General features: G+C 62.8%; 19 protein-coding genes and 2 pseudogenes. 11 read left to right on the top strand and 10 right to left on the bottom strand.

The annotated features are described in order from the left end of the window. Positions 1-12 precede the first annotated feature (12 nt). The 6 genes from AC1DFE_RS19040 to AC1DFE_RS19015 all read left to right on the top strand — a co-directional run bounded on the left by AC1DFE_RS19040 (position 13) and on the right by AC1DFE_RS19015 (position 2,572). Complete coding sequence (locus AC1DFE_RS19040; RefSeq protein ID WP_476907428.1) at positions 13-414, top strand: DUF488 domain-containing protein; 402 nt, start codon at positions 13-15, stop codon at positions 412-414. Between the two features lie 343 nt (positions 415-757). Further along, positions 758-1,066: a DUF3040 domain-containing protein gene (locus AC1DFE_RS19035; RefSeq protein ID WP_476907427.1), complete on the top strand. Its 309-nt coding sequence runs from the start codon at positions 758-760 to the stop codon at positions 1,064-1,066. A gap of 64 nt (positions 1,067-1,130) precedes the next feature. Continuing rightward, positions 1,131-1,271: a hypothetical protein gene (locus tag AC1DFE_RS19030; RefSeq protein ID WP_476907426.1), complete on the top strand. Its 141-nt coding sequence runs from the start codon at positions 1,131-1,133 to the stop codon at positions 1,269-1,271. Positions 1,272-1,357: 86 nt separating this feature from the next. Further along, a complete protein-coding gene (locus tag AC1DFE_RS19025; protein ID WP_476907425.1) occupies positions 1,358-1,639 on the top strand; it encodes a YegP family protein in 282 nt (93 codons plus the stop codon). Positions 1,640-1,769: 130 nt separating this feature from the next. Beyond that, positions 1,770-2,243, top strand: coding sequence for a hypothetical protein (locus AC1DFE_RS19020; protein WP_476907424.1), 474 nt, complete (start codon positions 1,770-1,772; stop codon positions 2,241-2,243). A gap of 110 nt (positions 2,244-2,353) precedes the next feature. Continuing rightward, on the top strand, positions 2,354-2,572 hold the full coding sequence (locus tag AC1DFE_RS19015; RefSeq protein WP_476907423.1) for a hypothetical protein: 219 nt from the start codon (positions 2,354-2,356) through the stop codon (positions 2,570-2,572). A 510-nt stretch (positions 2,573-3,082) separates the two neighbouring features. Here AC1DFE_RS19015 and AC1DFE_RS19010 read toward each other — a convergent pair. From AC1DFE_RS19010 to AC1DFE_RS18995, 4 genes are all read right to left on the bottom strand, one after another. Next, positions 3,083-4,108 (bottom strand): DUF695 domain-containing protein, encoded by a 1,026-nt coding sequence (locus AC1DFE_RS19010; RefSeq protein ID WP_476907422.1) that lies wholly within the window; start codon positions 4,106-4,108, stop codon positions 3,083-3,085. 418 nt (positions 4,109-4,526) lie between these two features. Continuing rightward, complete coding sequence (locus tag AC1DFE_RS19005; protein ID WP_476907421.1) at positions 4,527-4,733, bottom strand: hypothetical protein; 207 nt, start codon at positions 4,731-4,733, stop codon at positions 4,527-4,529. Positions 4,734-4,992: 259 nt separating this feature from the next. Beyond that, on the bottom strand, positions 4,993-5,367 hold the full coding sequence (locus AC1DFE_RS19000; RefSeq protein WP_476907420.1) for a hypothetical protein: 375 nt from the start codon (positions 5,365-5,367) through the stop codon (positions 4,993-4,995). A 556-nt stretch (positions 5,368-5,923) separates the two neighbouring features. After that, positions 5,924-6,514 carry a DUF1508 domain-containing protein gene (locus AC1DFE_RS18995; protein ID WP_476907419.1) on the bottom strand — a complete coding sequence of 197 codons (591 nt, stop codon included), beginning with the start codon at positions 6,512-6,514 and terminating at the stop codon, positions 5,924-5,926. Positions 6,515-7,804: 1,290 nt separating this feature from the next. On the opposite strand from AC1DFE_RS18995, the gene AC1DFE_RS18990 reads away from it, so the two are divergent. Together AC1DFE_RS18990 and AC1DFE_RS18985 are read left to right on the top strand one after the other, a co-directional pair. Continuing rightward, the gene (locus AC1DFE_RS18990; RefSeq protein ID WP_476907418.1) at positions 7,805-8,035 is read left to right on the top strand and encodes a hypothetical protein; all 231 of its coding nucleotides are present in this window, start codon (positions 7,805-7,807) and stop codon (positions 8,033-8,035) included. Between the two features lie 1,004 nt (positions 8,036-9,039). Beyond that, a pseudogene (locus AC1DFE_RS18985) lies at positions 9,040-11,196 on the top strand (amylo-alpha-1,6-glucosidase). Between the two features lie 218 nt (positions 11,197-11,414). Here AC1DFE_RS18985 and AC1DFE_RS18980 read toward each other — a convergent pair. Together AC1DFE_RS18980 and AC1DFE_RS18975 are read right to left on the bottom strand one after the other, a co-directional pair. Further along, positions 11,415-12,758, bottom strand: coding sequence for an MFS transporter (locus AC1DFE_RS18980; protein WP_476907417.1), 1,344 nt, complete (start codon positions 12,756-12,758; stop codon positions 11,415-11,417). Between the two features lie 24 nt (positions 12,759-12,782). Next, positions 12,783-13,034 (bottom strand): hypothetical protein, encoded by a 252-nt coding sequence (locus AC1DFE_RS18975; RefSeq protein ID WP_476907416.1) that lies wholly within the window; start codon positions 13,032-13,034, stop codon positions 12,783-12,785. A 267-nt stretch (positions 13,035-13,301) separates the two neighbouring features. On the opposite strand from AC1DFE_RS18975, the gene AC1DFE_RS18970 reads away from it, so the two are divergent. Further along, complete coding sequence (locus AC1DFE_RS18970; RefSeq protein ID WP_476907415.1) at positions 13,302-14,126, top strand: IclR family transcriptional regulator; 825 nt, start codon at positions 13,302-13,304, stop codon at positions 14,124-14,126. 118 nt (positions 14,127-14,244) lie between these two features. Here the strand turns inward: AC1DFE_RS18970 and AC1DFE_RS18965 are convergent, their stop codons facing one another. Next, the gene (locus tag AC1DFE_RS18965; RefSeq protein ID WP_476907414.1) at positions 14,245-15,123 is read right to left on the bottom strand and encodes an IclR family transcriptional regulator; all 879 of its coding nucleotides are present in this window, start codon (positions 15,121-15,123) and stop codon (positions 14,245-14,247) included. A 145-nt stretch (positions 15,124-15,268) separates the two neighbouring features. Further along, entirely contained in the window at positions 15,269-16,042 is a 774-nt protein-coding gene (locus tag AC1DFE_RS18960; RefSeq protein WP_476907413.1) for an N-carbamoylsarcosine amidohydrolase, read from the bottom strand. 483 nt (positions 16,043-16,525) lie between these two features. On the opposite strand from AC1DFE_RS18960, the gene AC1DFE_RS18955 reads away from it, so the two are divergent. Continuing rightward, positions 16,526-20,392 carry a hydantoinase B/oxoprolinase family protein gene (locus AC1DFE_RS18955; protein WP_476907412.1) on the top strand — a complete coding sequence of 1,289 codons (3,867 nt, stop codon included), beginning with the start codon at positions 16,526-16,528 and terminating at the stop codon, positions 20,390-20,392. 117 nt (positions 20,393-20,509) lie between these two features. After that, the gene (locus AC1DFE_RS18950; protein ID WP_476907411.1) at positions 20,510-21,874 is read left to right on the top strand and encodes an MFS transporter; all 1,365 of its coding nucleotides are present in this window, start codon (positions 20,510-20,512) and stop codon (positions 21,872-21,874) included. Between the two features lie 286 nt (positions 21,875-22,160). Here the strand turns inward: AC1DFE_RS18950 and AC1DFE_RS18945 are convergent. Together AC1DFE_RS18945 and AC1DFE_RS18940 are read right to left on the bottom strand one after the other, a co-directional pair. Beyond that, positions 22,161-22,457: pseudogene (locus tag AC1DFE_RS18945) on the bottom strand (glycogen debranching N-terminal domain-containing protein); the annotation flags it as partial. A gap of 434 nt (positions 22,458-22,891) precedes the next feature. Further along, positions 22,892-23,114, bottom strand: a 223-nt coding sequence (locus AC1DFE_RS18940) for an MFS transporter (protein ID WP_476907410.1), incomplete at its 5' end; no start/stop codon positions are given.

The following is a 23,114-nucleotide window of genomic DNA, read 5'->3' as shown; positions in this document are numbered from 1 at the left end:
GGGGACACCCCCATGACTACCCGGCTCGACGTGAAAATACGGCGAATCTATGAGGAACCCCTGGAAACGGACGGTATGCGTATCCTCGTGGACCGTCTCTGGCCGCGTGGCCTCAGCAAGGAAAGGGCGCACATCGACGAATGGTGCAAGGCGGTAGCCCCGTCAGCTGAGCTACGCAAGTGGTATGGCCACGACCCGGCCCTCTTCGAGGATTTCAGCCGGCGCTATCGCAAAGAGCTCCAGGAACCTGACCCGGCAGCCGCCCTTACCCGGCTCCGAAACCTGGCCGATCACGGTCCCTTGACACTATTAACGGCAACCAAGACACCGGCCATCAGTGAGGCAGCGGTACTCTGCGCAATGATTCAAGAGAACCTCCCGCGGCCGGTGGCCGGACATGGACCGTCGCAGTAGGGAACGAATCAGGACCGGGCACAGGCCAGACCGCTTTGAGGACAGGACTACCGGCGAAGTCCCAAGTAGCAGGGAACACTGCATATCCAGCCGCTCACCACCCAGTGCGCGAAACGGTGCGGATGGCTGGAGGCCACGCCAACCGGCAGAAACTGCCTACGGCACGGGGAACACTTCACAGCACGGGACAGCCTCTGGAACGGGTGCCTTGACTTCCATCAGGAACCCTCCTAAGGTCGATAATACTAACATTAAGGATGTTAAATTTAGAAGCAGTCCGCAGCCACTGTGAGCTGCGACGCCTCGCCACAGGTTGAGGAGAGGTATCCAGAGGAGGTTCCCGATGCCGTTGTCGGACAGAGAGCGGAAAGCGCTCGAAGAACTGGAACTGGACCTGGCTGCTGACAATCCACGCCTGGCCCAGGAACTCTCATCCGGTTCGTTGGAGAAGAGGTTCAGGGCAGGCTCCTACTTCGGCGCCATGGCGTTCCTGATTGGCGTCGCGTTGCTCATCGCGGGAGTCGCCTCACAAATTGTCGTCGTCGGCGTCGGCGGTTTCCTCCTCATGGGGACAGGTACCTATCTTCTTGTGGGGAGCGGCTACACCGTCCATGTTGTCCGGCCCAAGCCAATGGAGCCCCCTTCAGGTTGATGCGACTGCGGCCTCAGGATGTCACTGGAACGCAGCCAGAGCCGGCCACAGAAAGGTATGAACGTTGGACACATCAGAGACAGCACCAGACGACATCCGGGTCCACAGCGAGGCACCGGCCGAAGGGGACACCTCCCGGGAATATCCCGAGATCCGCTCCCATTCCCAGGACCCCGCCGAAGGACCTGACGGCGTCACTAGCTGACACCAACAAACAATTACCAACGGGGCCCTAGCCCCGGTACTCAGCCGGCCCTGGCTCCTGGGCTCACCAGGTCCTTCACGTGGCCGATGCCAACCCCAGGAGGATGCAGAGCCGTGACAGGAATATTCGAACTGGTGGAACCCCGCCATGGAGCCTTTGAGTTCAGGCTGCTCTCCCATGCCGGGAAAGTACTGGCCGTGTCCGGAACATACAGCGACAAGGACTCCGCCGTCGCGGCCATGCGCCTCGCACGAGAAAGTGCAGCAATGGCACTCATCCAAGACCGCACCACTAGAGCGCCGCAGCCTCCAACGCCATTAAGGACAAAACCACGGCACGACCACGGGCCGTCGCGATGGTTCGGATGAAACGGGCCAGGGCTTGAGCCGTTTGCGCATCGTTCCCTCTGCCGGGAACGGGTGAATCATGCTGGGGCAGTTCATGGAAGACGCGCTCCCAGCTCAGTCAAATAGCAACATCAAATAAAAGGAGACTATCGTGGCTTCCACCTCAATTCCCGCCCCCACCGAAGGCTGGATCAGCCGTACCCTGCACCGGGCACGCACAGAACCTGCCTATGGCGCCTTTCTGACCTTGTTGACCGGTTTCGTTGTCCTGCCCATAGTTTTCGGCCTGGACAAGTTCACCAACATCCTGACGAACTGGGAAGGTTACCTGGCTCCATGGCTCGTCGGCTTGCTGCCTTTCAGCGCGCACACGGCAATGCTCATCGTGGGCGTCGTGGAGATTGTCGCCGGGATCCTGATTGCCCTCAAACCGCGCTACGCAGCGTACGTGGTGGCACTCTGGCTGGCGGGCATCATCATCAACCTGTTGACATACTCAGGTTTCTACGACGTTGCCCTGCGTGATTTCGGACTCCTCGTCGCCGCACTGGCACTGGCGCAGCTGGCACGTACCTATGACCCCGGGAGCAGCCGGCGAGACCACTCTAACGCTGAGAATCGGTAGCTCTGATACAGGCCGTCGACGTTAGAGATGGCTTCGCTTCCAGCCCTGTGGCCATTGAGCCGGGCTGCTCCATAGACAACTCTGATAGCCACGAGAGGAGAGCACTTCACATGGAGAATCCGGATCGCCTCACCAGGTTGATGCAATGGACGCAGCGACTCGCGATGAATGTCTTTGGGTCTGCGGACAGAACCGATGCGGAAACGCCGATCATCCACAGAAACGATGACGGGGAAAAAGCATCCCAGGAGCAACTCGCTTATATCGAGGTCGAACGCGACAACGAGGGGCATGCCTGGGCACACCGGAAAACGCGCCCAGAGAACTGACCCCTCATGGGTACCACGCGGCAGGGCCTGTTTGTGAGCGCGGACCCGCCAAGATGGGCAGACTATAGAAACCGCGGGCCGGCCGAGGGCACAGTCACGCAGGTCACAAAAGGAACATTCAATGCTTAGCGCCAGCGAATGTGCGGAGCACCAGTAGGTGGTCTCCGACCAGCAAGGCGTCGGCACGAGCCACTGCTTCAACATTTCGCCCTATTGACTGTTAACACCCCCGTTAGAGGGGCTGGCACTGATGATCGATACCTGCCCCAACGGACGATAGTTGACTCCACCGTACTGCGGATAAAGTCATGCAACTGTGCCCGGCAGCCTTCGCAATGTGGCCCGGCTTAGGCCTGGGTCAGCAGCCGGGCACCTCTCCCTGCGTGGACCCGGCCCCTCCCATGAAGCACCGAAGCAGGGCGCACGGCTCAACAAAGCCCGTCCTTCCATCGTCCGCAGGATGGAAAGTGCCGGGAAATGGCGGGCATTTCCTGCGGCTGGGGCCTGCGGTTAAGTGAACGGGCTTATCAGGGTCCATCCGGGGTCGTTGGTGTGGGCGACTTCGACATGGGGCCGGGTTCCCGCGAAGCGGTCGATGGTGTCCCGGCCGTTCTGGTCTTCAGAGTCGGTGTAGCAGTGCAGGATGCGCCGGCCATTTGATGTCTGGGTAGCGACCAGCAGGCCGCGGGGTCCGAGGGCTGCTGTCAGGCCCTCTTCGATCCGGTGCAGGTCTATCGCTTCGTCGTAGTCCGGCAGCCCGTCCGGGCGGGTCCGCGGGTAAGGGACGTGGAGGGCCGTGTGTAGGTCCAGCAGGGGGTGGTCGATCCACCGCAGCGGACGCAGGGCTCTGATGATCGTGCGCGGTCCCGGGTTTGTTCCGGCGTCCTTCAGCGTCCAGGCGATGCGGGCGTGCCGGGCGGCCATGGCGTCGATGATCTCGGGAAGGGCTGTTGCCGGCAGGCTGTCCGCGGGTGCGGTCCCGGCGGCGGTGATGGTGCCGATCCATCGCTGGATGTTGTCGTCTCCGATCAGCCAGGCCAGCAGCAGGCAGGAGAGCTGGTGCCGGTAGCCGGGGGTCAGCCGGGTGAAGGCCGGGTGGTGGAAGCTGACGTGGGCCAGGGCCCGTTCCTCGTCCAGGGTCACCGAGACCCGGCTCAGGCCAAGGTTGATTGGCGTCCCGGCGGCTTCGAGGGTGACGGCGAGCATGCCAGGTTGGCGCTGTCTTGCGGCGGCGAATTCCCACATCGGCGTGGGTGTGGGAGCGGCCCGGCGCCACCGTTCGGCCAGGACCCGCAGTCCTGGCTCCCCTCCGCCTGAGAGGCAGAACTGGTGCCGTGCACCGACGCCCGGTGCGGTCTCCCAGCCGAGGCCCGGGCCGATCGCCTTGACCATGGCATCGAGGGTGTCCGGAAGGTCCTGGTAGTCACCTGTGGTGACGGCGGCACTGAGGAACCTGGCCCCTTCTGTTGACCACCACCGCCAGAACGCGGAAATGGCTCGCCTCTGAACCGTATCGTTCCGGCGTTGCACACTCACCGTGGCCTCCTGCCTTTCCGGCCACAGAAGTGGCAGCTCTCCGCGGCTTTGGGGTTCATCCGGTCCCAGATGGGACTAGTGCCGGGACCGGATGTCTGGAGGGCATTCGCGGCCACCGTCGACCAGATCTCCAGAGCCTGTCAGTGGCTGCCTAGGAAAAAGCGGTATGTCCCGGTCCTCCTCAGGCCCCCTGCCCCGCAAAAGAGTGCCCCCATGACCGTTTCCGGTGCAGGTCCTCTTGAGAACAATCTGCTGGGGTGCATGGGGTGTTGACTAAGTGGGCGGAGGTAGTTGGAACCCATGCTCTGGTCACCGGCGTCCCTCTCCCCCTGCCGTCTCTGGTCTCCTGGATCGAGCCGGGTTACGGGACGCTTCGCTGCCGCTGCTGCCGAATCGCGTGACTTCAGGTGGCGGCCTGTCAGTCGCCTGCCCCCTGAACATCGTCGTGCTTGTCGTTGTGCCGGGCATCGGCCAAATGGTGTTCCAGCTTCTCTTCGGCATCCCGCCGACGCCTGCCGACCGCACGCAACTGCTGCGTGGCTGGCGAAGTCCCATAATCCTGGTCAGGCCCAGGCTTCTGAAGCGTGTCCGCGCACGGGACAGCCTCGTCCTTTTCATCCTTCATTACTGTTCCCACGCTGAGTATTTTGACTGTTGGGATACAGAATTGATGCCACAAACTACGAAGTGGCCGCTTTAGCTGCCCATTCTGCGTTTCGACTGAGTTTTCTTTCCAGTCATTGACGCGTATATCTGCTCGCTGCAGTTTAATTGCTCTTCCATGTTTCTGCATTCACCCCGGGGGCGGTACTTATTCTTCTCGCCTGACCGAGGATTACCTGGAGTTCACCGTTATGGGGACCTGAGCCGATTCCGCAAGCAGTTCATCCGTCGCGCCCTTCAGTCGAAGCCGCCCGAAGGGCCTTGTGTAGTTGCTGGACGGCATGGTCCATTTCCTGCTGGCAGGTTTCAATCCGCGCAGCGGCGGCCCACACCTCTTCTCCCGGATCCGGCTGCGGATGATCCATGCGGAACCCGCATTGGCATTGCCACACGAGATGCAGGTCGGGCACGGGGTCGTCCAGGCCTGGTGGCAAAGAGTCCCCTGCAGCGGCGGCGCTATGCATGGTTAGCTGCATAGCGCCACCGCAATGGCCGGGACGGCTCACGGGCGGCAGTGGGGTTCCCGAGTCCCCTGAAGGTTCCTCTTCCTGACCTGATTTACGAATTGTGCGATCATAACCAAAGAAAATCATCACGTGTTTCCTCCGAACCATTCAACACGAAAAACGCCCTCATTTGATATTGGCAGCGTGAAAGAAGCGGCAGCGTAGCAAGTCGAGGTGTCTGGACTTCTTCACGGGTCCATTTGCTCAGCCTGCCCAAGAACCTATCGGTTGAACCCGTTGAAGCTCCGGCAAAAGATTGTCTCGGATCAACATGGTTACCCCTTACATATTCTTCTCTTGCGAGTGCTTGCAGATGGGCTGATGACCGGCACCCGTGTTCTGATGAACTCGCGATCTTGGGCTGATAACTCCAAGCGCCCGTGTCGATCCTGGTTAGCGTGGCCGCCTGCCACCTCGCAAACGTTGTTGGCTACCGTTCGCGGGAGAACCAGGCAACCGGGATTTTCGGCGAACCACTTGTGGATCACCGGGTCAAGGTCACCCCACCGCTCTTCAATCGGACGATGCGCCATCCTGGATCCTCCTCCTCAGACTTGCAGTCCCGCATGGTTACTCGGGTGATTGGATGTGAAAGCCGGGTGTGTGGTGCCGGCAATTGCCATCCAGCTTCGGGGCTCTTCCCTCTCTACCCTGCGGCTGGTTCCAAGATCTCAAGCAGGCACGGTGTGGACTCCGAGCCCGTTGCCGAGGGCAATTGGCCGGACCGAGAGGCAGAACGCAGTTCTCCCAGCGGTTTCATTCCCACGGCCGCGTGGCGCAGGTCAAGGACCACGGCCAGTCCGTTGATGATGGTGCTGGTGCGTCGGGCCACGGCATACACAACCCCGAGGTTGCGTTCGGTGACACGGCCCCGGACCTGGATGTGCGCCCGGGTCATGTCGACGTCGAGGCGGATCAGAATCTTCAGCTTTGACCGTGTGGAGGGACCCGTAGAATTGCCGCGGAAGTGCGGTATCCCCCCGGGTCGTGTCGGCTGTCGGGCAGCCCTGCGGGCCAGCGGGGAATAGGTCTTTGCAGCGGGCTCTGCCGACGCTGCGGCCGACGACTTGTCCACTATGTGCCCGGAGGCCGCATTCTCCCGCACGGCCATGATGGCCTTGGCAGCCTCGGCCTTTTCCGCAAATGCACCCGAAACCGCCAGAACCTCGCGTTCCTCTCCGGTGAGCCGGAACCAGAAGCGCGTTCCGTTCCGAAAAATTTCAAACTGTCCCGTCAATTGGATGGCCCTTCTCTTGAACTCCGGCAGCGGCCCCCCGCCCGCCTTTGTCCTTGCAATTTCCTCGCCGAAATCGCTCGCGGCACCAGTCCTCGGCAACCTTCAGTCTCAGACCGTCACCAAGTGTGTTGCTGTATTAACAATATAGTTGCTGGACTTGCAACGCGCAAAAAAACATACCCACCAAAAAAGCATCCCCCACGAATTTTCGTCGCGGACTCATGCTGTAAGCCTGCCGACGGCGCTTCCCGGATTCCTGCCTCAATGGCGTCCTAGCGTGTACCCCGGATAAGCAGGGCCACCAGCCAAATCAACACAATGATCCCGACGGTAAGCCCATCCTCCGGCCAGCAGGTCATCCCCGCTCATCGCTTCCACCCCTCTGATCCGTCCGATGCCGGGACCAAGGCCCAAACATCCGCTCGCGCTTGTGGCCAGGGGTGTGCGAATGTCAACGCCGCGCACGTGCTCGCGCGCGCGTGACGACCGCCCCTGCTTTCCTTTTTTAGATGCCCTTTCTGCGTTTCGGCATAAAGTCTTCGGGGCGTTTCGCGCGCTTATCGGCCCGTTTCTCCTTGATCGTCTTTCGCGGCTTCTTGCCATTTCCCGCAGTGGGAGCTTTGTTAGGCATTTCGACTCCTTCGCTCAAAAAGAAAAAACGTGAAATTTCTTACGAAGCGCCGCAGCCGGCGGCGGCTTTTCTTCGCTTCAACTGGCAGAGGATGATCTTAAGTTCACCGAGCGGGAGCTGGGCCCATTCCGCAAGAAGCCCATCCGTCACACCCCTGCCCGACGCTCCACGAAGAGCGGCATGCCAGCTGCTGAACGGCATGATCCATTTCCCACTGACAGGCTTCAACTGCAGCAGCAGCGGCCCACACTGTTTTCTCCGATCCAGCCGAGGATCCAGGCGGAATCCGCATCGGCATTGCCACACGAAGCGCAGATCCCGCACGGGACCGCTCCAGCCGGGCGACAAGGACTCCCCCTGCGGTATGCATGGTGAGCTGCACAGCGTCACCGCAATGGGCGGGACGGCTCACTGGAGACAGCCGGGTCCATGAATCCGGTTCCCCCTCCTGGCCAAATTTTCGAATTTTACGATCGTTACCAATAAAAAGCATCACTCGTTTCCTCCCGAGCGGTCAGGACAGAAACCGCGTTCCTTCATTTATAGCCGATTTTATTTTTAAAGCCAGTCCACAAATTTTCTGTGCACGTAAAAAGGCAGAAAAATCTGGCTCTCGTCCACTGCTGTGCCTTTTCTACAATTTCTGACATAATGGAGCGATGGTTGCCATAGACCCCGTAATGCAAGCTCAGGCCAACCTCAAAGAGGCCGAGAGGCAGTTTAAGCACGCCGAAGAGCAGTTCCAGCGCGACGAGATTCCCAAGGAACGGCTCGACGAATTAGGCAGGCTCCGCGATATCGCTGAAGAGGACCTACGCCGCACGGAGAAGGTATTCGGAACCCCGATTCCGGACGAAGCGAGATGGAGCGGAAACTTCAGACCAGCCTGAAGATAGCCGCCTCGGCGGAACGGCTGGTTCGGCGGGCAAAAACGAAAGAGTCCGCCCGATGGGTTATGCCCGTGGCGGACTCTTTCGTGTGAGCCTAGTCGGCTGGAACGTCCGCCTTTGGCTCGGTTATCCCGGCTGTAAGCGGGGACTGTTTCGATGTTTCGCGGATCATGAAGGTTGCGATCAGCGCAGGCTGCGATGACGGTGCGATAGATCGCGGGAGCCAGCGTGTTTCCGGTGGCGGCGATCAGATAGGTGGCGACAAAGGGTGCTGTCCCTCCAAAGATTGCGTAGCTGACGTTGTAGGTGAGCTCCTCTTGTGGACAACGCCCACAGAATCGGCACCTTCTCTTCGTGGAACCGGTCGCCGCTTTGCTGAGGCACATTCCACAGCTCCCTTGGGATTCGTCACCGCCATCCGCGTGCTATTCCCGTTGTCTTGGGCCGCCCGCCGTCTGGCTGGACAAGTAGCCGAGGGGCGTTCCTGGCAGCCGTGGCCCCTGGGGCCACTTCCAGCTGACGCCAGATTTCTGGCTCGCTGTCGACCAGCTCCACGAACAACCAGGACCGATTCCGGTCGAACGTCGGGACTGGCCCCAACAAGTTTGTCCATGGCGACCATTCTTTCAAAACTCCACTGCCGAACTCGGAAGATCGTGACCTCTTTCCTGCCGTCACACGGTAGCTTGACGAAAGCCCGGTTATCGGCCTTGGAATCTGCGCGAGAGTTCACCCGGATTGCTTTGGCACCCCGGGTTTCAACTGAAAAAAGGTGACGCTGAGTCGTCAGTTTCACGTCACCGGCGCCTGCCAAGGAGGCTGCGGATCTGCGGACCACCGGCCCTCCAGTCAGGGAGATGACCTGCTGGCCGATGGCGCTCTTGTTTGGCTGGCACCACGCGGCATACGGGCGTAGCGTCGGTAGCGTAAACGAAGGCGGCCGACGTCCTCATTGACGTCTGTTTCCAAGCCGTTGAAGTGAAAGTTCCCTTGAAGGAGACGGGATGGCTGGATGGAATGCCGACACGGCTGCCGGGCCCCTGGGATCCGGGACGGTCACTCTGGTCGAAGGTTCCTCCTTCTGTATTTCCTCGGCGAACGGGGATATCTATCCGGAATATCCGCACGGGGCTTTCCATGAAGACACCCGCATCCTGTCCCGGTGGATTCTGACCGTCAATGGCCAGCCGCTGGAGCCGCTGGGGGCGGAGACGAAGGAACCGTACCGTGCTTTGTTTGTCGGCAGGGTTCCCCGCCCGGATGGGCACGCGGACAGCTCTCTAATCGTGGAGCGACTGCGCGAAGTGGGCGCGGGAATCCTTGAGGAAATCACTGTCGGCAACTTCTCTTCGGTCGCCGCTGACTGCATGGTGGTCTTGAGCATTGAATCGGATTTCGCGGACCTCTTCGAGGTGAAGGAGGCACGGATCCAGCGTCGCTGGGACGAATCGCGCGAAGCTGACGGCGAGGCTCTGGTCATCCGAGCCGCCTGGCAGGACGTCAGGAAGGGCGTCGTTGTTTCGGCCGAGGGTGCCGACGTAACGCCGGGAGCCCTGACCTACAGGACGGTCATCCCCCCGCATGGACAATGGGGCGCGACCGTAAGTGTGATGCCCACGGTGGACGGCACCGGTCCCGCGCTCCCGTTTGTCCATCCCTCGGCGGGTGAAATGTCCCCGCGTGACCGTCGTCGGCAGGAGTGGGTGTCGAAGATTCCGGTCCTGCAGATAGGTAACCGCACCATCGGACGGACCCTTCGACGTAGCTATGACGATCTGGGCGCTCTTCGCATTCAGGATCCCGACCACCCGGATCGGATCGTGGTGGCGGCCGGGGCGCCTTGGTTCATGGCGCTGTTCGGAAGGGACTCGCTGTAGGCGTCCCTCATGGCAATGCCGGTGGATCCGTCCCTGGCCCTTGGCACTGTCCAGACCCTGGCCGACCGCCAGGGCAGCGTGGTGGACCGGATGAGCGAGGAGGAACCGGGCAAGATCCTGCACGAGGTCAGACTCGACGTCTCCAGCGGACTGGCGCTGGGCGGAAAGTCCGCCTACTACGGCAGTGTCGACGCCACGCCGCTGTTTCTGATAGTGCTCGGTGAGGTGAGTCGCTGGGGTTTTGCCGCTGAGACCATGGCTGAACTTTTGCCCCATGCGGATCGGGCGCTGGAATGGATCCTGGACTATGGAGACCGCGACGGCGACGGGTTTGTCGAGTATGAGCGCCTCAACGACCAGGGGCTCATCAACCAGGGCTGGAAGGATTCCTGGGACGGCATCAACTTCGCGGATGGCAGGATGGCCGAGCCACCCCTCGCCTTGTGTGAAGTGCAGGGTTACGTCTATGGCGCCTACATGGCAAGGGCCTGGATGGCTTACGACGTCGGCGATGACGCTTTGGCCAGTGAACTGCGGAATCGTGCTGCGCAGCTGAAGAGGCAGTTCAACGAACAGTTCTGGTTGCCTGACCGTGGCTACTACGCCATCGCACTTGACCGCGATAAGCGGCCGGTCGATTCATGTGCTTCCAACATGGGCCACTGCCTGTGGAACGGCATCATCGACCAGGAGAAGGCGCCGGCGGTGGTTGAACGACTGATGTCCCCGGAGATGTTCAGCGGGTGGGGAGTGCGGACCTTGGCAACCGACATGGGCGGCTACAATCCGGCGAGCTATCACAACGGGTCGGTTTGGCCCCATGACAATGCCGTCATCCAAGCCGGTCTACTGCGCTATGGGTTCGTGGAACAGGCGCAGCGTATCTCCACAGCTCTGCTGGAGGCGGCCGAGTACTCGGAAGGACGGCTGCCCGAACTGTTCTGCGGTTTCGACCGTGAGCGCTTCGCCGCGCCTCTTCCCTACCCGACGGCTTGCTCGCCGCAAGCCTGGGCGGCCACAGCACCGATATTCCTGGTGACGAACTTGATGCGCTACTACCCGCACGTTTCCGTCGGCGGCCTTTGGATGGATCCCGTACTCCCAGAGTCATATGGCGACCTTCACATCAAGAATGCCCCTATGGCCGGCGGCCGCATTACTATCGACATTGCCGGTTCTAACGCGAGCGTTCAGGGGCTGCCTGAGGGGATGGTCTTTCACCGCGGAACCCGGCCGTGGATGTCCGAGCTTGTGGAGCGTGCCAGGACGCGCCGAAGGGCCTAGCCGGACCTAAACCGGACAGTCGGTGGAGCGGACTGCCTCACACAGCATCGATAGCTTGCCGTATCTGACCACGAGCAGGTTCAACACTCTTCACCTGTGGCCACCTCGGCCAGCCCTTGGGCACCCTGACGGTGCTGAAGTCCAGCGGGGCTGGAATCGGGCCGCAGAGAAAGAGTCCGCCGGGAGGTTCAACTCCCCGCGGACTCTTTCGTGTGCCCCTAGCCAGCAGGAATATCCGATTTTGGTACGGCTGCCCCGGCGGCGTGCAGGGATCGTTTTGATGTTTCGGGGATCAGGAAGGTGGCGATCAGCGCGCAGGCTGCGATGACGGTGAGGTAGATCGCCGGCGCAAGCTTGTTCCCGGTGGTGGCGATCAGGTAGGTCGCGACGAAAGGTGCTGTCCCACCGAAGATCGCGTAACTGACGTTGTAGGTGATGGCCGAGGCCGTGTACCGCACAGCGGTCGGGAAGACTTCCGAAAGCAGGACCGCTGTCACCACGTTTGCGGTGACGGCGCCGGTCGCCAGAAGGACCTGTCCCACGATCGCGTTGCCCATGCCGCCCTGGCTGGCCAGCAGGTACGCCGGAATGCCAAGGCCGCCAAGCAACAGGGAGGAAGCCGTCATCATCTTCCTCCGGCCCACCCGGTCACATACCCGCCCCAGGAGGGGCGAGAGTGCGGCGGCGAAGGCCAGGGCGAGGACATTGCTCATCAGCACCTGGTCTGCCGGCAGGTGCACGACCTCCCGCAGGAACGTGGTCATATACGTCGAGAAGGTATAGAAGGAAAGGGCCGTCAGGGAGATGTAGCCGCCCAGGATCAGCATCGGCCGCCATTGCTGGTGCAGGGTGCGGCCCAGAGATGCGTGCGTGACTTCCTTGTCATTGGCGATTTCCTGGAACAGCGGGCTCTCGTGCAGGCGCTGGCGGATGTAGAAGGCGACCAGTCCCAGCGGGGCTGCTACGAGGAACGGGATGCGCCAGGCCCAGTCGTTCATGGCCTCGGTGCCCAGGTTCGCTGTCAGCAGGTAGCACAGGAGGGCGGCGCCGGCGAAGGAGCCGAAGGTTGCCGCCGGCATCCAGCTGCTGTACCGGGAGCGCTGGTTGGCAGGTGCGTGTTCGATCACGTAGGTCACGGCACCGGCGTATTCGCCTCCTGCAGAGAGCCCTTGCAGGCTGCGGGCAAGGGTCAGCAGCACTGCGGCCCAGATGCCGATGGTTGCGTAGCCGGGCAGGATGCCGATGACCATGGTGGCGGAGGACATGAGCAGCACGGTAAGGGCCAGTACACGCTTGCGGCCGATCCTGTCTCCGAGCATGCCGAAGAACGCTCCCCCGACCGGGCGCAACGCGAAGGCCACGGCGAAGACGGCGAAGGTCTGGAGGAGGGCGACGACGTGGTCGCCCTCAGGAAAGAAGACCCTGGCGATGATGGGCGCCAGAAAGCCGTAGATGGCGAAGTCGAACCATTCGACAACGGTGCCGGCGCCCGCCGCAAAGGTCACTTTGCGCAGAGTGGCCGGGCTGGACGGCGCCGGCTCGGTGGTTTCTTCGGATTGCATTGTTTCTCCCGTAGTGGGTGCCTGTCAGGCACTGGCACTGATGCTAAGGCCGGCTGAGGAATGCATAGCATCCGGGCGACCGGGGCTGGAACTTGAATTGTTGCTGGTGAGGCTGCCACCCGGTATCTGATGGTGGCCAGTGGCTGCGATGCTTTGGTGGCGGGGGCGGGTGCCGTAGCCAACGCGCTCGAAACTCAGCTCTCGGTGCTGCTCGGTTCCTGCTGCGACGGCTTTATCCAGCAGTTCGTTCAGCTGCTCGCTAAGGTTCTGGCTCACAGTGACACTCCCTAAGCCGAGTATGGTTCGTGCAAGCGGGGCAATACAGTACGGCGACTCAGACCACGTGATTGTTGCTATGTGTCCAATATAGTTGCTGTGACGGCAACACGGAATAGGTGGAGCTACTTTTCCTTAGAATCCGGCTAAAGCTTGTACCAACGCTCTTTCGCGACGGCTTTGTAACCTTTCAGTTGCCAGTCTCCGCGCCGCATCTGCCGTCTCTGCGGCGGGACTGCGGCATATGATGGCCAAAAGAGTGGCGGGATGGTCACGCCGCGCGAAAGGATGCAGATGGTAGGCAGGCCGAGGCAGGACAATGGGCAGGTCCAGGGAGCTGCGGCGTCGCTGTTGAACGGCCTTGCGGTACTGGAAGCTTTTTCCGTTCAAAAGCCGGTTCTTGGTGTGACTGAGGTTGCCCAGCGCGTTGGCCTCCACAAGAGTACGGTCTCACGCATTCTTGGTGGATTAACAGAAGCTGGATATGTTCAGCGGGATGAGGAGACGGGCAGGTACCGGCTCGGGCTCGGCCTCCTTGCGTTGTCCGCCCCTTTGCTGGCGGACCTTGATGTCCGCCGCGCTGCGGTTCCGTATTTGGAGCAGTTGACCGAAAGCACGCAAGAGACCTGCGCAATCTCGGTCTGGAATGGTCATGAGGCCATCGTTGTGGAGCAGGTTGCCAGCCCGTACCAGGTCAAACACACTGCCACTATCGGAACCCGGTACAACAAATTCGAGAGCTCCTCAGTCCGCGTGTTCCTGGCGGAGCTGGCTCCGGCCGTCGTGACCGAACTGATTGAATCCGGGCGGATACTGCGCACGGCAGGAGATGGCCTGCCCTTGGACCACACTAGTCACCTGCAGGAGGTCGCCCGCCAGGCATTCGCCGTCAATGACGGTTCGACTGCCGAGGAGGAGTTTGGGGTCTCCGCTCCGGTTCGCGATTACCGGGGCAAGGTGGTTGGGTGCATCACCGCATCCGCTCCCCGTTCGCGCGTGCGCAAGCACGCCACTGGGGACGCGCTGGTTCAAGCGGTACAACATGCTGCTTCGGAAGTATCCATCCGTTTGGGCTGGTCGGCCGCGAGCTAAGGCACGGGGGAGAATCAAGTCCGGCGGTCTCTCCTGGCGGCCAATTCGCGGGACCAGCGGAAGGACGCCCCCATCCGGGGCGGTTCATTCACGCTTCCTAGGCGAGTGCCAGCGTCCCTCACCGCACACTGGCTGCTGGACGTAATGGTGGGGCTTGCTTCCCCCGGGGAACCATAAGGGCGGTCGGCACACTGGAGTTGTTTTCCGCCGGCCAGCTGCCCAGCCGGGCCGACACCCGCTCAGCGGCCTGAAGCACGGCACCGCGCAGGATCGACTGGCTCTGCTGGTATTGCACTCGGGCCCTGGGCGCGCTGGCTGTGATGCAGCCGACGACTGCGCCTCTGTAGTCGCGCACGGGGGCGGAGACGCCATATTCCTCGAAAGTGGTCTCGCCGTCGTTGATCGCGTAACCGTGTTCCCGTACGCCGAGCAAGTGTTCGTGGGCCGGATCATCGAGACCAAGGTAGCCCTCCTGCAGGACCGTCCGGCCGGCAAGCAGACGGGCAACCTCCTCGGGTGGCAGCTCGGCGAGGAACACGCGGACTGAGGAACTGGCGAACTTGTTGTAGCGCGTGCCGATCGCCGCGCTGTGCTTGACCTGGTGCGGACTGGCCGTCTGTTCTACGACAATGGCGTTGGTGCCGTTCCAGACGGCGATCGCGGCCGTCTCCCCGGTGGCCTCCGTTAGTTCTTCCAGCTGTGGCAGGGCGGCACGCCGGACGCTGAGCTCGGCCAGCAAAGGTCCAGCCAAACCGATCATCCCGAGTCCGAGGCGGTATCGCCCGGTGTCATCGTCGCGCTGCACGTATCCGGCTTCGGTTAGGCCCGTGAGCATCCGGGAAACGGTGCTCTTGTGCAGGCCGACGAGTTCGGAGATCTCCGTGACGCCCAGGAGGGATCGCTTGGCGACGGAGAAGGCTTCGAGGACCGTCAGGCCGTTGAGCAGCGATGCTGCCGCCCCTTGCGGTTTGTCGGCGGTGGTTTGTGGCTCCAGCATGAGTTCTCCCTCTTCGAGCGCGAGTGCAACTGTTCCGACCTCGGCGAACCCGGTCAAGACCAGCCGGCACCCGCTGAGGGGTGCCGGCTGTCGTCGGGTCGGCCTGGGGATGCCGGGCCGCGGGGCTCCGAGGGTGCGGTGCGGCTCAGGCAGGATCCGCGGGGGCCGCCACCTCGGGCTGGGGATCCGAGAGGGTCTTCGGGACCGTGTCCTCGAACTGCGGGAGGCCGTTCAGGTACTCCACCACCGAATCCGTGGACTCCACGTCACCGAACTTGTTGTCGATGTCGTAAAGGTTCCACTGCACGACGCCCGGGACGCGGTCGCCGATGGTCTCCCGGGGGATGATCGGTCGGAAGCCCTTCGCGATCGCGTCCTCGACGGTGTGGCGCACGCACCCGGCCGCGGTCGCGCCGGTCACGATCAGGGTGTCGATGCGGTTGGAGGTCAGGAAGAGCTCAAGGTTCGTCCCCGGGAACGCCGAGGCGCGATTCTTCTCGATCACGACCTCGCCCTCCGCGGGCGCAATGCGGTCGTCAATCTGCGCCCAGTAGGAATCCGCCGGAAGGGTCTCCGTGGGGATCTTCGAGTACCACAGACCCATGTCGTTCGTCCCGGAGGTGGCGTCGCGGTTGCGATACACGTTCGTGGTGTAGAAGACCGGGACATTCTTGGCGCGCGCGGCCTCGTTGATCCGCTGGACGTTCGGGATGATCTCCTCCATGCCCGGGCAGCTGAACGGGTGGCCCGGGCGGGTCCAGGCGTTCGCGAGGTCGATGTGGATGACGGCGGGGCGGTTGCCGTAGCCGATCCGACGCCTGAAGCCTCGCTCGTTGTAGATGTCCGTGCCTGCTTCGAACGCCTCCTGCAGAACTGCTGCTAGACGGGCTTCGATGTCGTTGAACGTCTCTGTTGTCATGGGTGTCTCCACTCTCTCGGGGACCGGGCTTTCCCTGTCCCAGCTTGTTGCTGTGCCATCACAGTAGTTGCTACTTGTGCAACGCGCAACCCTTTCTCCCGCGTTCGGCGGATAGCCCGCACCTTTCCTTTTGGCCAGGCCGAAGGCGGCGGGAACTGCGGTTCAAAGTGCAGTGGCGTGCATTGCCGAACGGGAGGAGCATTGCTGAGGCAAGGCCGAACCGCACAAAGAGGACTCGCGCGACCTCCCCGATCGACGGGATGGACCCGAAAAAGGATTTTGAAAAAAACCATTGCGTGTTGTTGATAAAGGAACTAAATTGCTTAGTGAGCAACGATGTGAGCTAAAGCACATCGGATTGCGGGACCGGATCCCCGGCGCAGTGGACTCGAGTTCCAATCGTGGGGCAGAGCGGGCCGGCCGATTGGTCCCCCGCTTTCCCTTCAAACCCAGTCCTGAACCCAACTTCCGAAAGGACCCCTTATGAAGCGCATCGGAGTAGACGTCGGCGGTACATTCACCGACTTGTATTTCTCGGACGACGACCAGCGCATCGCCGTGGTGGAAAAGGTTCCCTCGACCCCGCATGACCCGTCTGAGGCCGTGGTCAACGGCATCATCAAGCTCTGTGCGAAGGCCGGGGTGTCGCTTTCGGAGATCGACCAGCTGGTGCACGGGACCACGGTCGCCACGAACACCGCCCTGACGCACACCGGTGCGGAGGTCGGGATGATCACCACCGAAGGTTTCCGGGACATCCTGCACATCGCCCGCCACAAGAAGCCTTACAACTTCTCCCTCCAGCAGGATCTGCCGTGGCAGACCAAGCCGCTGATCAAGCGCCGTCACCGGCTCACGGTCAAGGAGCGCATCACGGCACCCAACGGCGACGTCCTGGTTCCCTTGGACGAGGATGAGGTCCGTGAGCGTGTGCGGGAGCTGAAGGCGGCCGGCGTGGAGGCCATCGCCGTTTGCCTGCTGCACTCGTATCTGAATCCCGCCCACGAGCAGCGGATCGGGGAAATCGTCGCGGAGGAGTTCCCCGAGGCCTACCTTTCGCTTTCCAGCGAGATCGTGCCCCTCTATCGGGAGTATGAGCGGTTCTCCACTACCGCACTGAATGCCTATGTCGGGCCCCGGGTCTCGCGTTACCTGTACCGTCTGCAGGAGCAGGCCGAAGGCCTGGGTTACAAGCGGGAGATCCTGCTGATGCAGTCCTCCGGCGGCATGGTCCCGATCAAGGAGGCTGCCAAACGGCCTGTCACGCTGATGATGTCCGGACCGGTCGGCGGTCTGATCGGTGGCATGTGGGCCGGTCGTCAGTCCGGCTTCGAGAACGTTGTCACCCTGGATATCGGCGGCACCTCGGCGGACATCGGTGTGGCCTATCAGGGTGAACTGCGCATGCGTCACCTGCTGGACACTAAGATCGGCGACCACCAGGCCATGGTTCCCATGGTGGATATCGACACCATCGGTGCCGGCGGTGGTTCCATCGCCTACGTCGACGCCGGCGGGGTCTTCCGCGTCGGTCCCCAGTCCGCCGGCGCCGTCCCGGGACCGGTCTGCTATGGCCGCGGCGGGACGGAGCCGACATCGACCGACGCCCAAGTGCTGCTCGGCCGCATGCGCCCTGACCGCGTCCTGGCCGGCTCAGGTATGGATATGGATCTTGATGGCGCCCGAAAGGCCATGGAAGGTCTGGCAGAAAAGCTCAACATGTCAGTGGACCAGGCCGCGCTCGGTGCCTTGCAGATCCAGAAGTTCGGCATGACCCAGGCGATCGAGCAGAACTCCGTGCGCCGCGGCTACGACCCGCGCGACTTCACCCTCGTCGCGGCCGGTGGCGCCGGCGCACTGTTCGCCTGCGAGATCGCCGCGGAGCTGGAAGTCCCGAAGGTGCTGATCCCGGCCCACCCCGGCATCATGGCGGCCACCGGCCTGTTGGCCACGGACGAGAAGTACGAGTTCGTCGCCACCAGCCGGTTCACTTTCGCAGACGCCGACCCGGCCGCCATCCAGGCCTCCTTCGAGCAGCTGGAACGCGAGGCCAACGCGCAGCTGGATGCCGAGGACGTACCAGCCGAACGCCGCAAACTCAATTGGCTCGCCGACGCCCGTTACGAGGGCCAAGGATATGAGATCCGCTTCGATGCCCCCAAGGGCCCGGTCAACCAAGCCTGGCTGGACCAGGCCGAGGCTGCCTTCCATGACGCCCACTTCGAGGAGTACGGCCACCGCTTCAAGAACGGCACCGTGGAGGTCATCAACATCCGCGTGGAGGCCAGCGCTGTGATGGATGACCTGCCCACGCCGGAGGCGACAAAATCCGGGTCCCTCAACGACGCACTGGTGGAAACCCGCCCGGTGACCTTCGAACAGGACGGCAAACCGGTCACCGTGAACACCGGTTTCTATGACCGCGACAGGATGGGCGTGGGAACTGCCTTCTCCGGCCCAGCCATCATCGAGCAGTACGACTCCACGGTTGTCATTCCCCCCGGATTCTCCGGAACGGTGGACGCGGCCGGCAACCTCGTCATCGACTGCCCGGCCGCCACCCAGACCGCGGAGAAACTGGCAACCCCGATCCTGATGCGAGTCATCGGCGGGGCCCTGAACTCCGCTGCCAAGGAAATGGCCTCGGTACTGTTCCGCATGGCTTACTCCTCGATCATCCGCGAGTCCGAAGACCTCGGCGCAGGCCTGTTCGACAAGGACGGCAATGTGCTGGCCGAGTCCGACTCCACGCCAATGTTCATGGGCTCCATGCCCAAGATCGTCAAGGGCGTGATCTCCGTCCTCGGAGACGACATCCATGAAGGCGATGTCATCCTGCACAACGATCCGTACCTGGGGGCCACCCACTCCCCCGACGTGGCGATCATCGAACCGATCTTCCACGACGGGGAACTCGTCGGGTTCGCCGGCGCCTCGGGCCAGCTGATCGACAACGGCGGCGCGTTCTCCGGTCTGATGGTGGACATCCAGGACATCCAGTCCGAAGGCACCATCTTCCGGGCGGTGAAAATCTACGAGAAGGGCGTCCGCCAGGAATCGCTGATCCGGCACATCCTCAACAACACCCGGACACCCACCTCCAACGAGGGTGACTTCCAGGCGATGATCGCCGCCTGCGAGCTGGCCAAGTCCCGTTATATCGCCCTCATCGAGCGCTACGGCTTCGGCGCGGTCCGCGAAGCCGGCCAGAGCTGGATCGACTACTCGGAGCGGATGCTGCGCCAGGAGATCGCCAAGATCCCGGACGGCGTCTACGAGACGGAGGTCGGCTACCTGGACGACGACGGCCGCAACTACGGCAAGAAGCTGCCGATCGTCGTGAAGGTGATCGTCGAGGGTGACGAGATCACCTATGACCTCACCGGATCCTCCGAACAGGTGCCGACCGCCTACAACTGCGCCTTCGAGGGCACGACGGTCTCGGCGTTCACGTTCATCACCCGCATGATGTTCCTGGACGAAGTTGCCTTCCCGGTGTTCGTGCCCCAGAACGAGGGGATGCTCAAACCGCTGAAGGTGATTGCCCCGGAGGGCACCATCTTCAACCCGAAGTACCCGGCCGCGACCTTCTCGCGGTTCTCCCAGGTACAGCGCGCCGTCGACCTGGCCCTGCGGGCCCTCGCCCCTGTCATCCCCGATCGCGTCACCGCTGGCAACTCCGCCCACATCCACTTCATCTCCTACTCCGGATGGGACGAGAAACAGGGCGAGTACTGGGTCTACCTCGAGGTCAATGAAGGCTCCTACGGCGCCCGCGCCACCAGCGACGGGCCGGACTCCGTGGACAACCTCATCGCCAACACCCGCAACAACCCGATCGAGGAGCTCGAGTGGCGGTTCCCGATGCGCACCGACCGCTACGAACTGCGCTCCGAGCCGGCTGCGGCCGGCGAGTTCCGCGGCGGCATCGGTATCGTCAGGGAGAACACCTTCCTGACCGACACCGCGATCACCTGCGAGGGTGAACGCCACGAGTCGGATGTGCCATGGGGCGCCTTCGGCGGCCAAGACGGCCTCAACGGCTCACTCGTGAAGAACCCGGGCCGGGCGGGCGAAGAGTCCTGGCCCTCCAAGGTCACCGGTCGTCAGCTGCTGGCCGGAGACTCCCTCCAGATCACCGTGCCCAGCGGTGGCGGATTCGGCGACCCGCACCAGCGGGACCCGCTCAAGGTCCTCGAGGACGTGCTGGACGGCTTCACGACCGCCGAGGCAGCCACCCGGGACTACGGCGTGGTCCTCAAGGAGGTCAACGGCCAGCTCACGGTTGACCTGGAGGCCACCGCGGAACGCCGCGACGTCCTGGTCTCCGAGCTCAGTTCCGCAATCTGAGCCAGAGCAGGAGTAAGGGGGCGGCCTGCAGACCAGTTAGCAACGCTGGCCTGCAGGCCGCCCCCTTCGTTCCGGACTCATCACATCGCCCCCTCTCACCGTGAATTAGGAACCGTTATGACCACTGCCCCAACCTTTCAATTTGTCGAATCTGATGTCAGCCCCAAGGACGTCCGGCTGGCCACCTGGATTTGCTTCTTCGCCTGGACCTTCGCCGTCTATGACTTCGTCCTGTTCGGCAACCTCCTGCCGAAGCTGGCCGCGGATCTGGGCTGGAGCGCTGCCCATTCCACGGGGATCAATACCTGGGTGACCGCCGGCACTGCCCTCGTGGCCTTCGCGATCGGCCCGATCGTGGACCGGATCGGCCGCCGCAAGGGCATCCTGATCGCCGTCGCCGGTGCCGCCGTCGCCTCACTGCTGACCGCCACTGTCGGCTGGGTTGCGGGCATCGCGGCCGGCCTGGGACTCGTCTTCCTGGTCCTCGTGCGTTCACTGGCCGGCCTCGGCTACGCCGAACAGGCCATCAACGCGGCATACCTCAACGAGATGTTCGCCCACCAGAGCGACCCCGCCAAGGCCCGCCGCCGCGGCCTCATCTACTCACTCGTCCAGTCAGGCTGGCCGGTCGGCTCCGTACTGGCTGCCGGGTCCGTTTACCTGCTGTTCCCCATCGGCGGGTGGGCGCTCTGCTTCGCCGTGGCCGCTATCCCCGCCGTCTTCATCATCATCGCCGGACGCTGGCTCAAGGAGAGCCCCCAGTTCGGCCACCGTCACCAGATCGACAAGATGATTAAGGACGGTCGGGTCGAAGAGGCGCAGCAGCTCGGAAACAAATACGGAATCGACGTCTCGGAGAAGGCCAGCCCGCTCGTGTCGGTCTTCCGAGGGGAATCGCTGCGGTCCACCCTGACGATCGGCGGGGCCTTCCTCCTGAACTGGCTGGGCGTGCTTGCGTTCGCGATCCTCGGCACGTCGCTGCTGACGGCACCGGATGGCAAGAACGTCGAGTTCGACAACGCGCTGCTGGTACTGATCATCTCCAATGCCACCGCCTTCGCCGGCTACCTGTTCCACGGCTGGCTCGGTGACCGGATCGGGCGCCGTAACGCGATCGGGATCGGATGGATTCTGTGTGCCGTTTCCTTCTTCACCATGCTTCAGGCCCCGAACGGGGAGTTCCCGCTCATCATCGGGCTCTACAGTGCCGGGCTGTTCTTCCTCATCGGCCCCTTCTCCGCCCTGCTGTTCTTCACCGGCGAAAGCTTCCCCGTCCACACCCGGGCAACGGGCAGCTCCATCATCAACGCCTCCGGCCAGGTCGGAGCGATCGTCGGCGGCCTGCTGATCACCGCCACCCTCGCCGCCGGCGCCGGCTGGCTCAACGCCACCCTATGGTGGGGCGTCTTCCCCATCCTGGCCTCCGGCTTGCTCATCTTTGCCGCCCGGAACGTCGACCCCGGGACAGTCCGCAAGGACTGACAGGGCAGAAGCCGCACCACAAACACCATCCGCACGGCGGGACTCCCTGACCCTGGAGAGCTCCAACCGTGCGGATGACTTTAATCCATAGTGTCCGCTGTCGATTGGACCGCGACGGCGAGATCCAAACGCCCTCAAGCCACTGGCCGGCCCCGACACCGACCTGATCCATTAATGCAACCAGGCCATCAACCGGCGGTCCCGCCGGCTGCTGCTGGCCGGCCTGGGATGATCAGGACGTGACATGCCGAGGTTGCGGAGGAGGCTGTCGGGCCCACTGGTGCCGCTAAGCCTCCTTGCGGAGCTTGGCCTGCTCCACTAGCTCGGTCATCCATGGCCGGTGTCCGCGGTGGAGCACCATGCCCTCGGGCAGCCCGTGGACGGAGGCGGTGGAACCGGAAATGTCGATGGTAATCCGGCCGCCGGCCATGGGCGCATTGGTGATGTGCAGGTCGCCGAAGGCCTCCGGCAGTACCGGGTCCAGCCACAGACCACCACGGGATACATGCGCGTCGTAGCGCATCAGGCTGGTCACCAGCAGGATCGGCGCCGTCGCGGCCCAGGCCTGTGGCGAACACGCCGTCCGGCCCCGCTGTCCTGGCCACGGCTGGGCGCACCGCCTCGGCCAAGTCCCGGCATCGGGGGAAAGCCGCGGGGTGGGAAACAACGGGCGTCATGGCGTTTGGCTGCTCCAGCGGCTCGCCGCAGACGACGCCAACCTGGACCTGGACGTTAAGCCTGGACCTGGACGTTAAGATCGCTCTGCGGTCTGCTGTTCAATTGTCGCGGTTTCGGCGGCCAGCCTCGTGATCGTGCCCCAGTCTTTGGCTGCAACGGCGTCTGCAGGGGTAAGCCCGTTGCCTCCCACGCAGGCAACATTGGGCAGTTTTAACTAGTCCGGAGCGGTGGCCAGGTTGATGCCGCCTGGGGGCTGAACTGCATGTGTGGGATCGGTGCGCCGATGGCGGCGGCCCGAGGGCCTTAGCTCTGACTCGAAGTCACCGTGCAGTCCCGGTGTCAGTGGGAGAAGTCTGCTGAGATCTCGGCGAGTGTGCGGCCCTTCGTCTCGGGCGCGAGCCATTGCGAGAGGCCTGCGCCGAGTAATGCGACGGCGGCGGCTACGACCATGGTTGGGCCCATGCCGATGTTGCTGATCGCCCATGGCAGGGCGAAGGTGCCGAGTGCGGCTCCGATGCGGCTGAAGGCCGCGGCGAAGCCCGTGCCGATGCCGCGCAGGTGG

The organism is Arthrobacter sp. 05T423 (assembly GCF_056396245.1).
This window is presented reverse-complemented; position numbering and strand designations above follow the sequence as displayed.

Excerpts from the sequence above, each read along its gene's own strand:
- AC1DFE_RS19035 (WP_476907427.1), top strand. The coding sequence starts at position 758 with ATGCCGTTGTCGGACAGAGAGCGGAAAGCGCTCGAAGAACTGGAACTG.
- AC1DFE_RS19005 (WP_476907421.1), bottom strand. The coding sequence starts at position 4,733 with ATGAAGGATGAAAAGGACGAGGCTGTCCCGTGCGCGGACACGCTTCAG.
- AC1DFE_RS18980 (WP_476907417.1), bottom strand. The coding sequence starts at position 12,758 with ATGCAATCCGAAGAAACCACCGAGCCGGCGCCGTCCAGCCCGGCCACT.
- AC1DFE_RS18955 (WP_476907412.1), top strand. The coding sequence starts at position 16,526 with ATGAAGCGCATCGGAGTAGACGTCGGCGGTACATTCACCGACTTGTAT.
- AC1DFE_RS18950 (WP_476907411.1), top strand. The coding sequence starts at position 20,510 with ATGACCACTGCCCCAACCTTTCAATTTGTCGAATCTGATGTCAGCCCC.
- AC1DFE_RS18965 (WP_476907414.1), bottom strand. The coding sequence starts at position 15,123 with ATGCTGGAGCCACAAACCACCGCCGACAAACCGCAAGGGGCGGCAGCA.
- AC1DFE_RS19025 (WP_476907425.1), top strand. The coding sequence starts at position 1,358 with ATGCCAACCCCAGGAGGATGCAGAGCCGTGACAGGAATATTCGAACTG.
- AC1DFE_RS18960 (WP_476907413.1), bottom strand. The coding sequence starts at position 16,042 with ATGACAACAGAGACGTTCAACGACATCGAAGCCCGTCTAGCAGCAGTT.
- AC1DFE_RS19015 (WP_476907423.1), top strand. The coding sequence starts at position 2,354 with ATGGAGAATCCGGATCGCCTCACCAGGTTGATGCAATGGACGCAGCGA.
- AC1DFE_RS19040 (WP_476907428.1), top strand. The coding sequence starts at position 13 with ATGACTACCCGGCTCGACGTGAAAATACGGCGAATCTATGAGGAACCC.
- AC1DFE_RS18990 (WP_476907418.1), top strand. The coding sequence starts at position 7,805 with ATGGTTGCCATAGACCCCGTAATGCAAGCTCAGGCCAACCTCAAAGAG.
- AC1DFE_RS18970 (WP_476907415.1), top strand. The coding sequence starts at position 13,302 with ATGGTCACGCCGCGCGAAAGGATGCAGATGGTAGGCAGGCCGAGGCAG.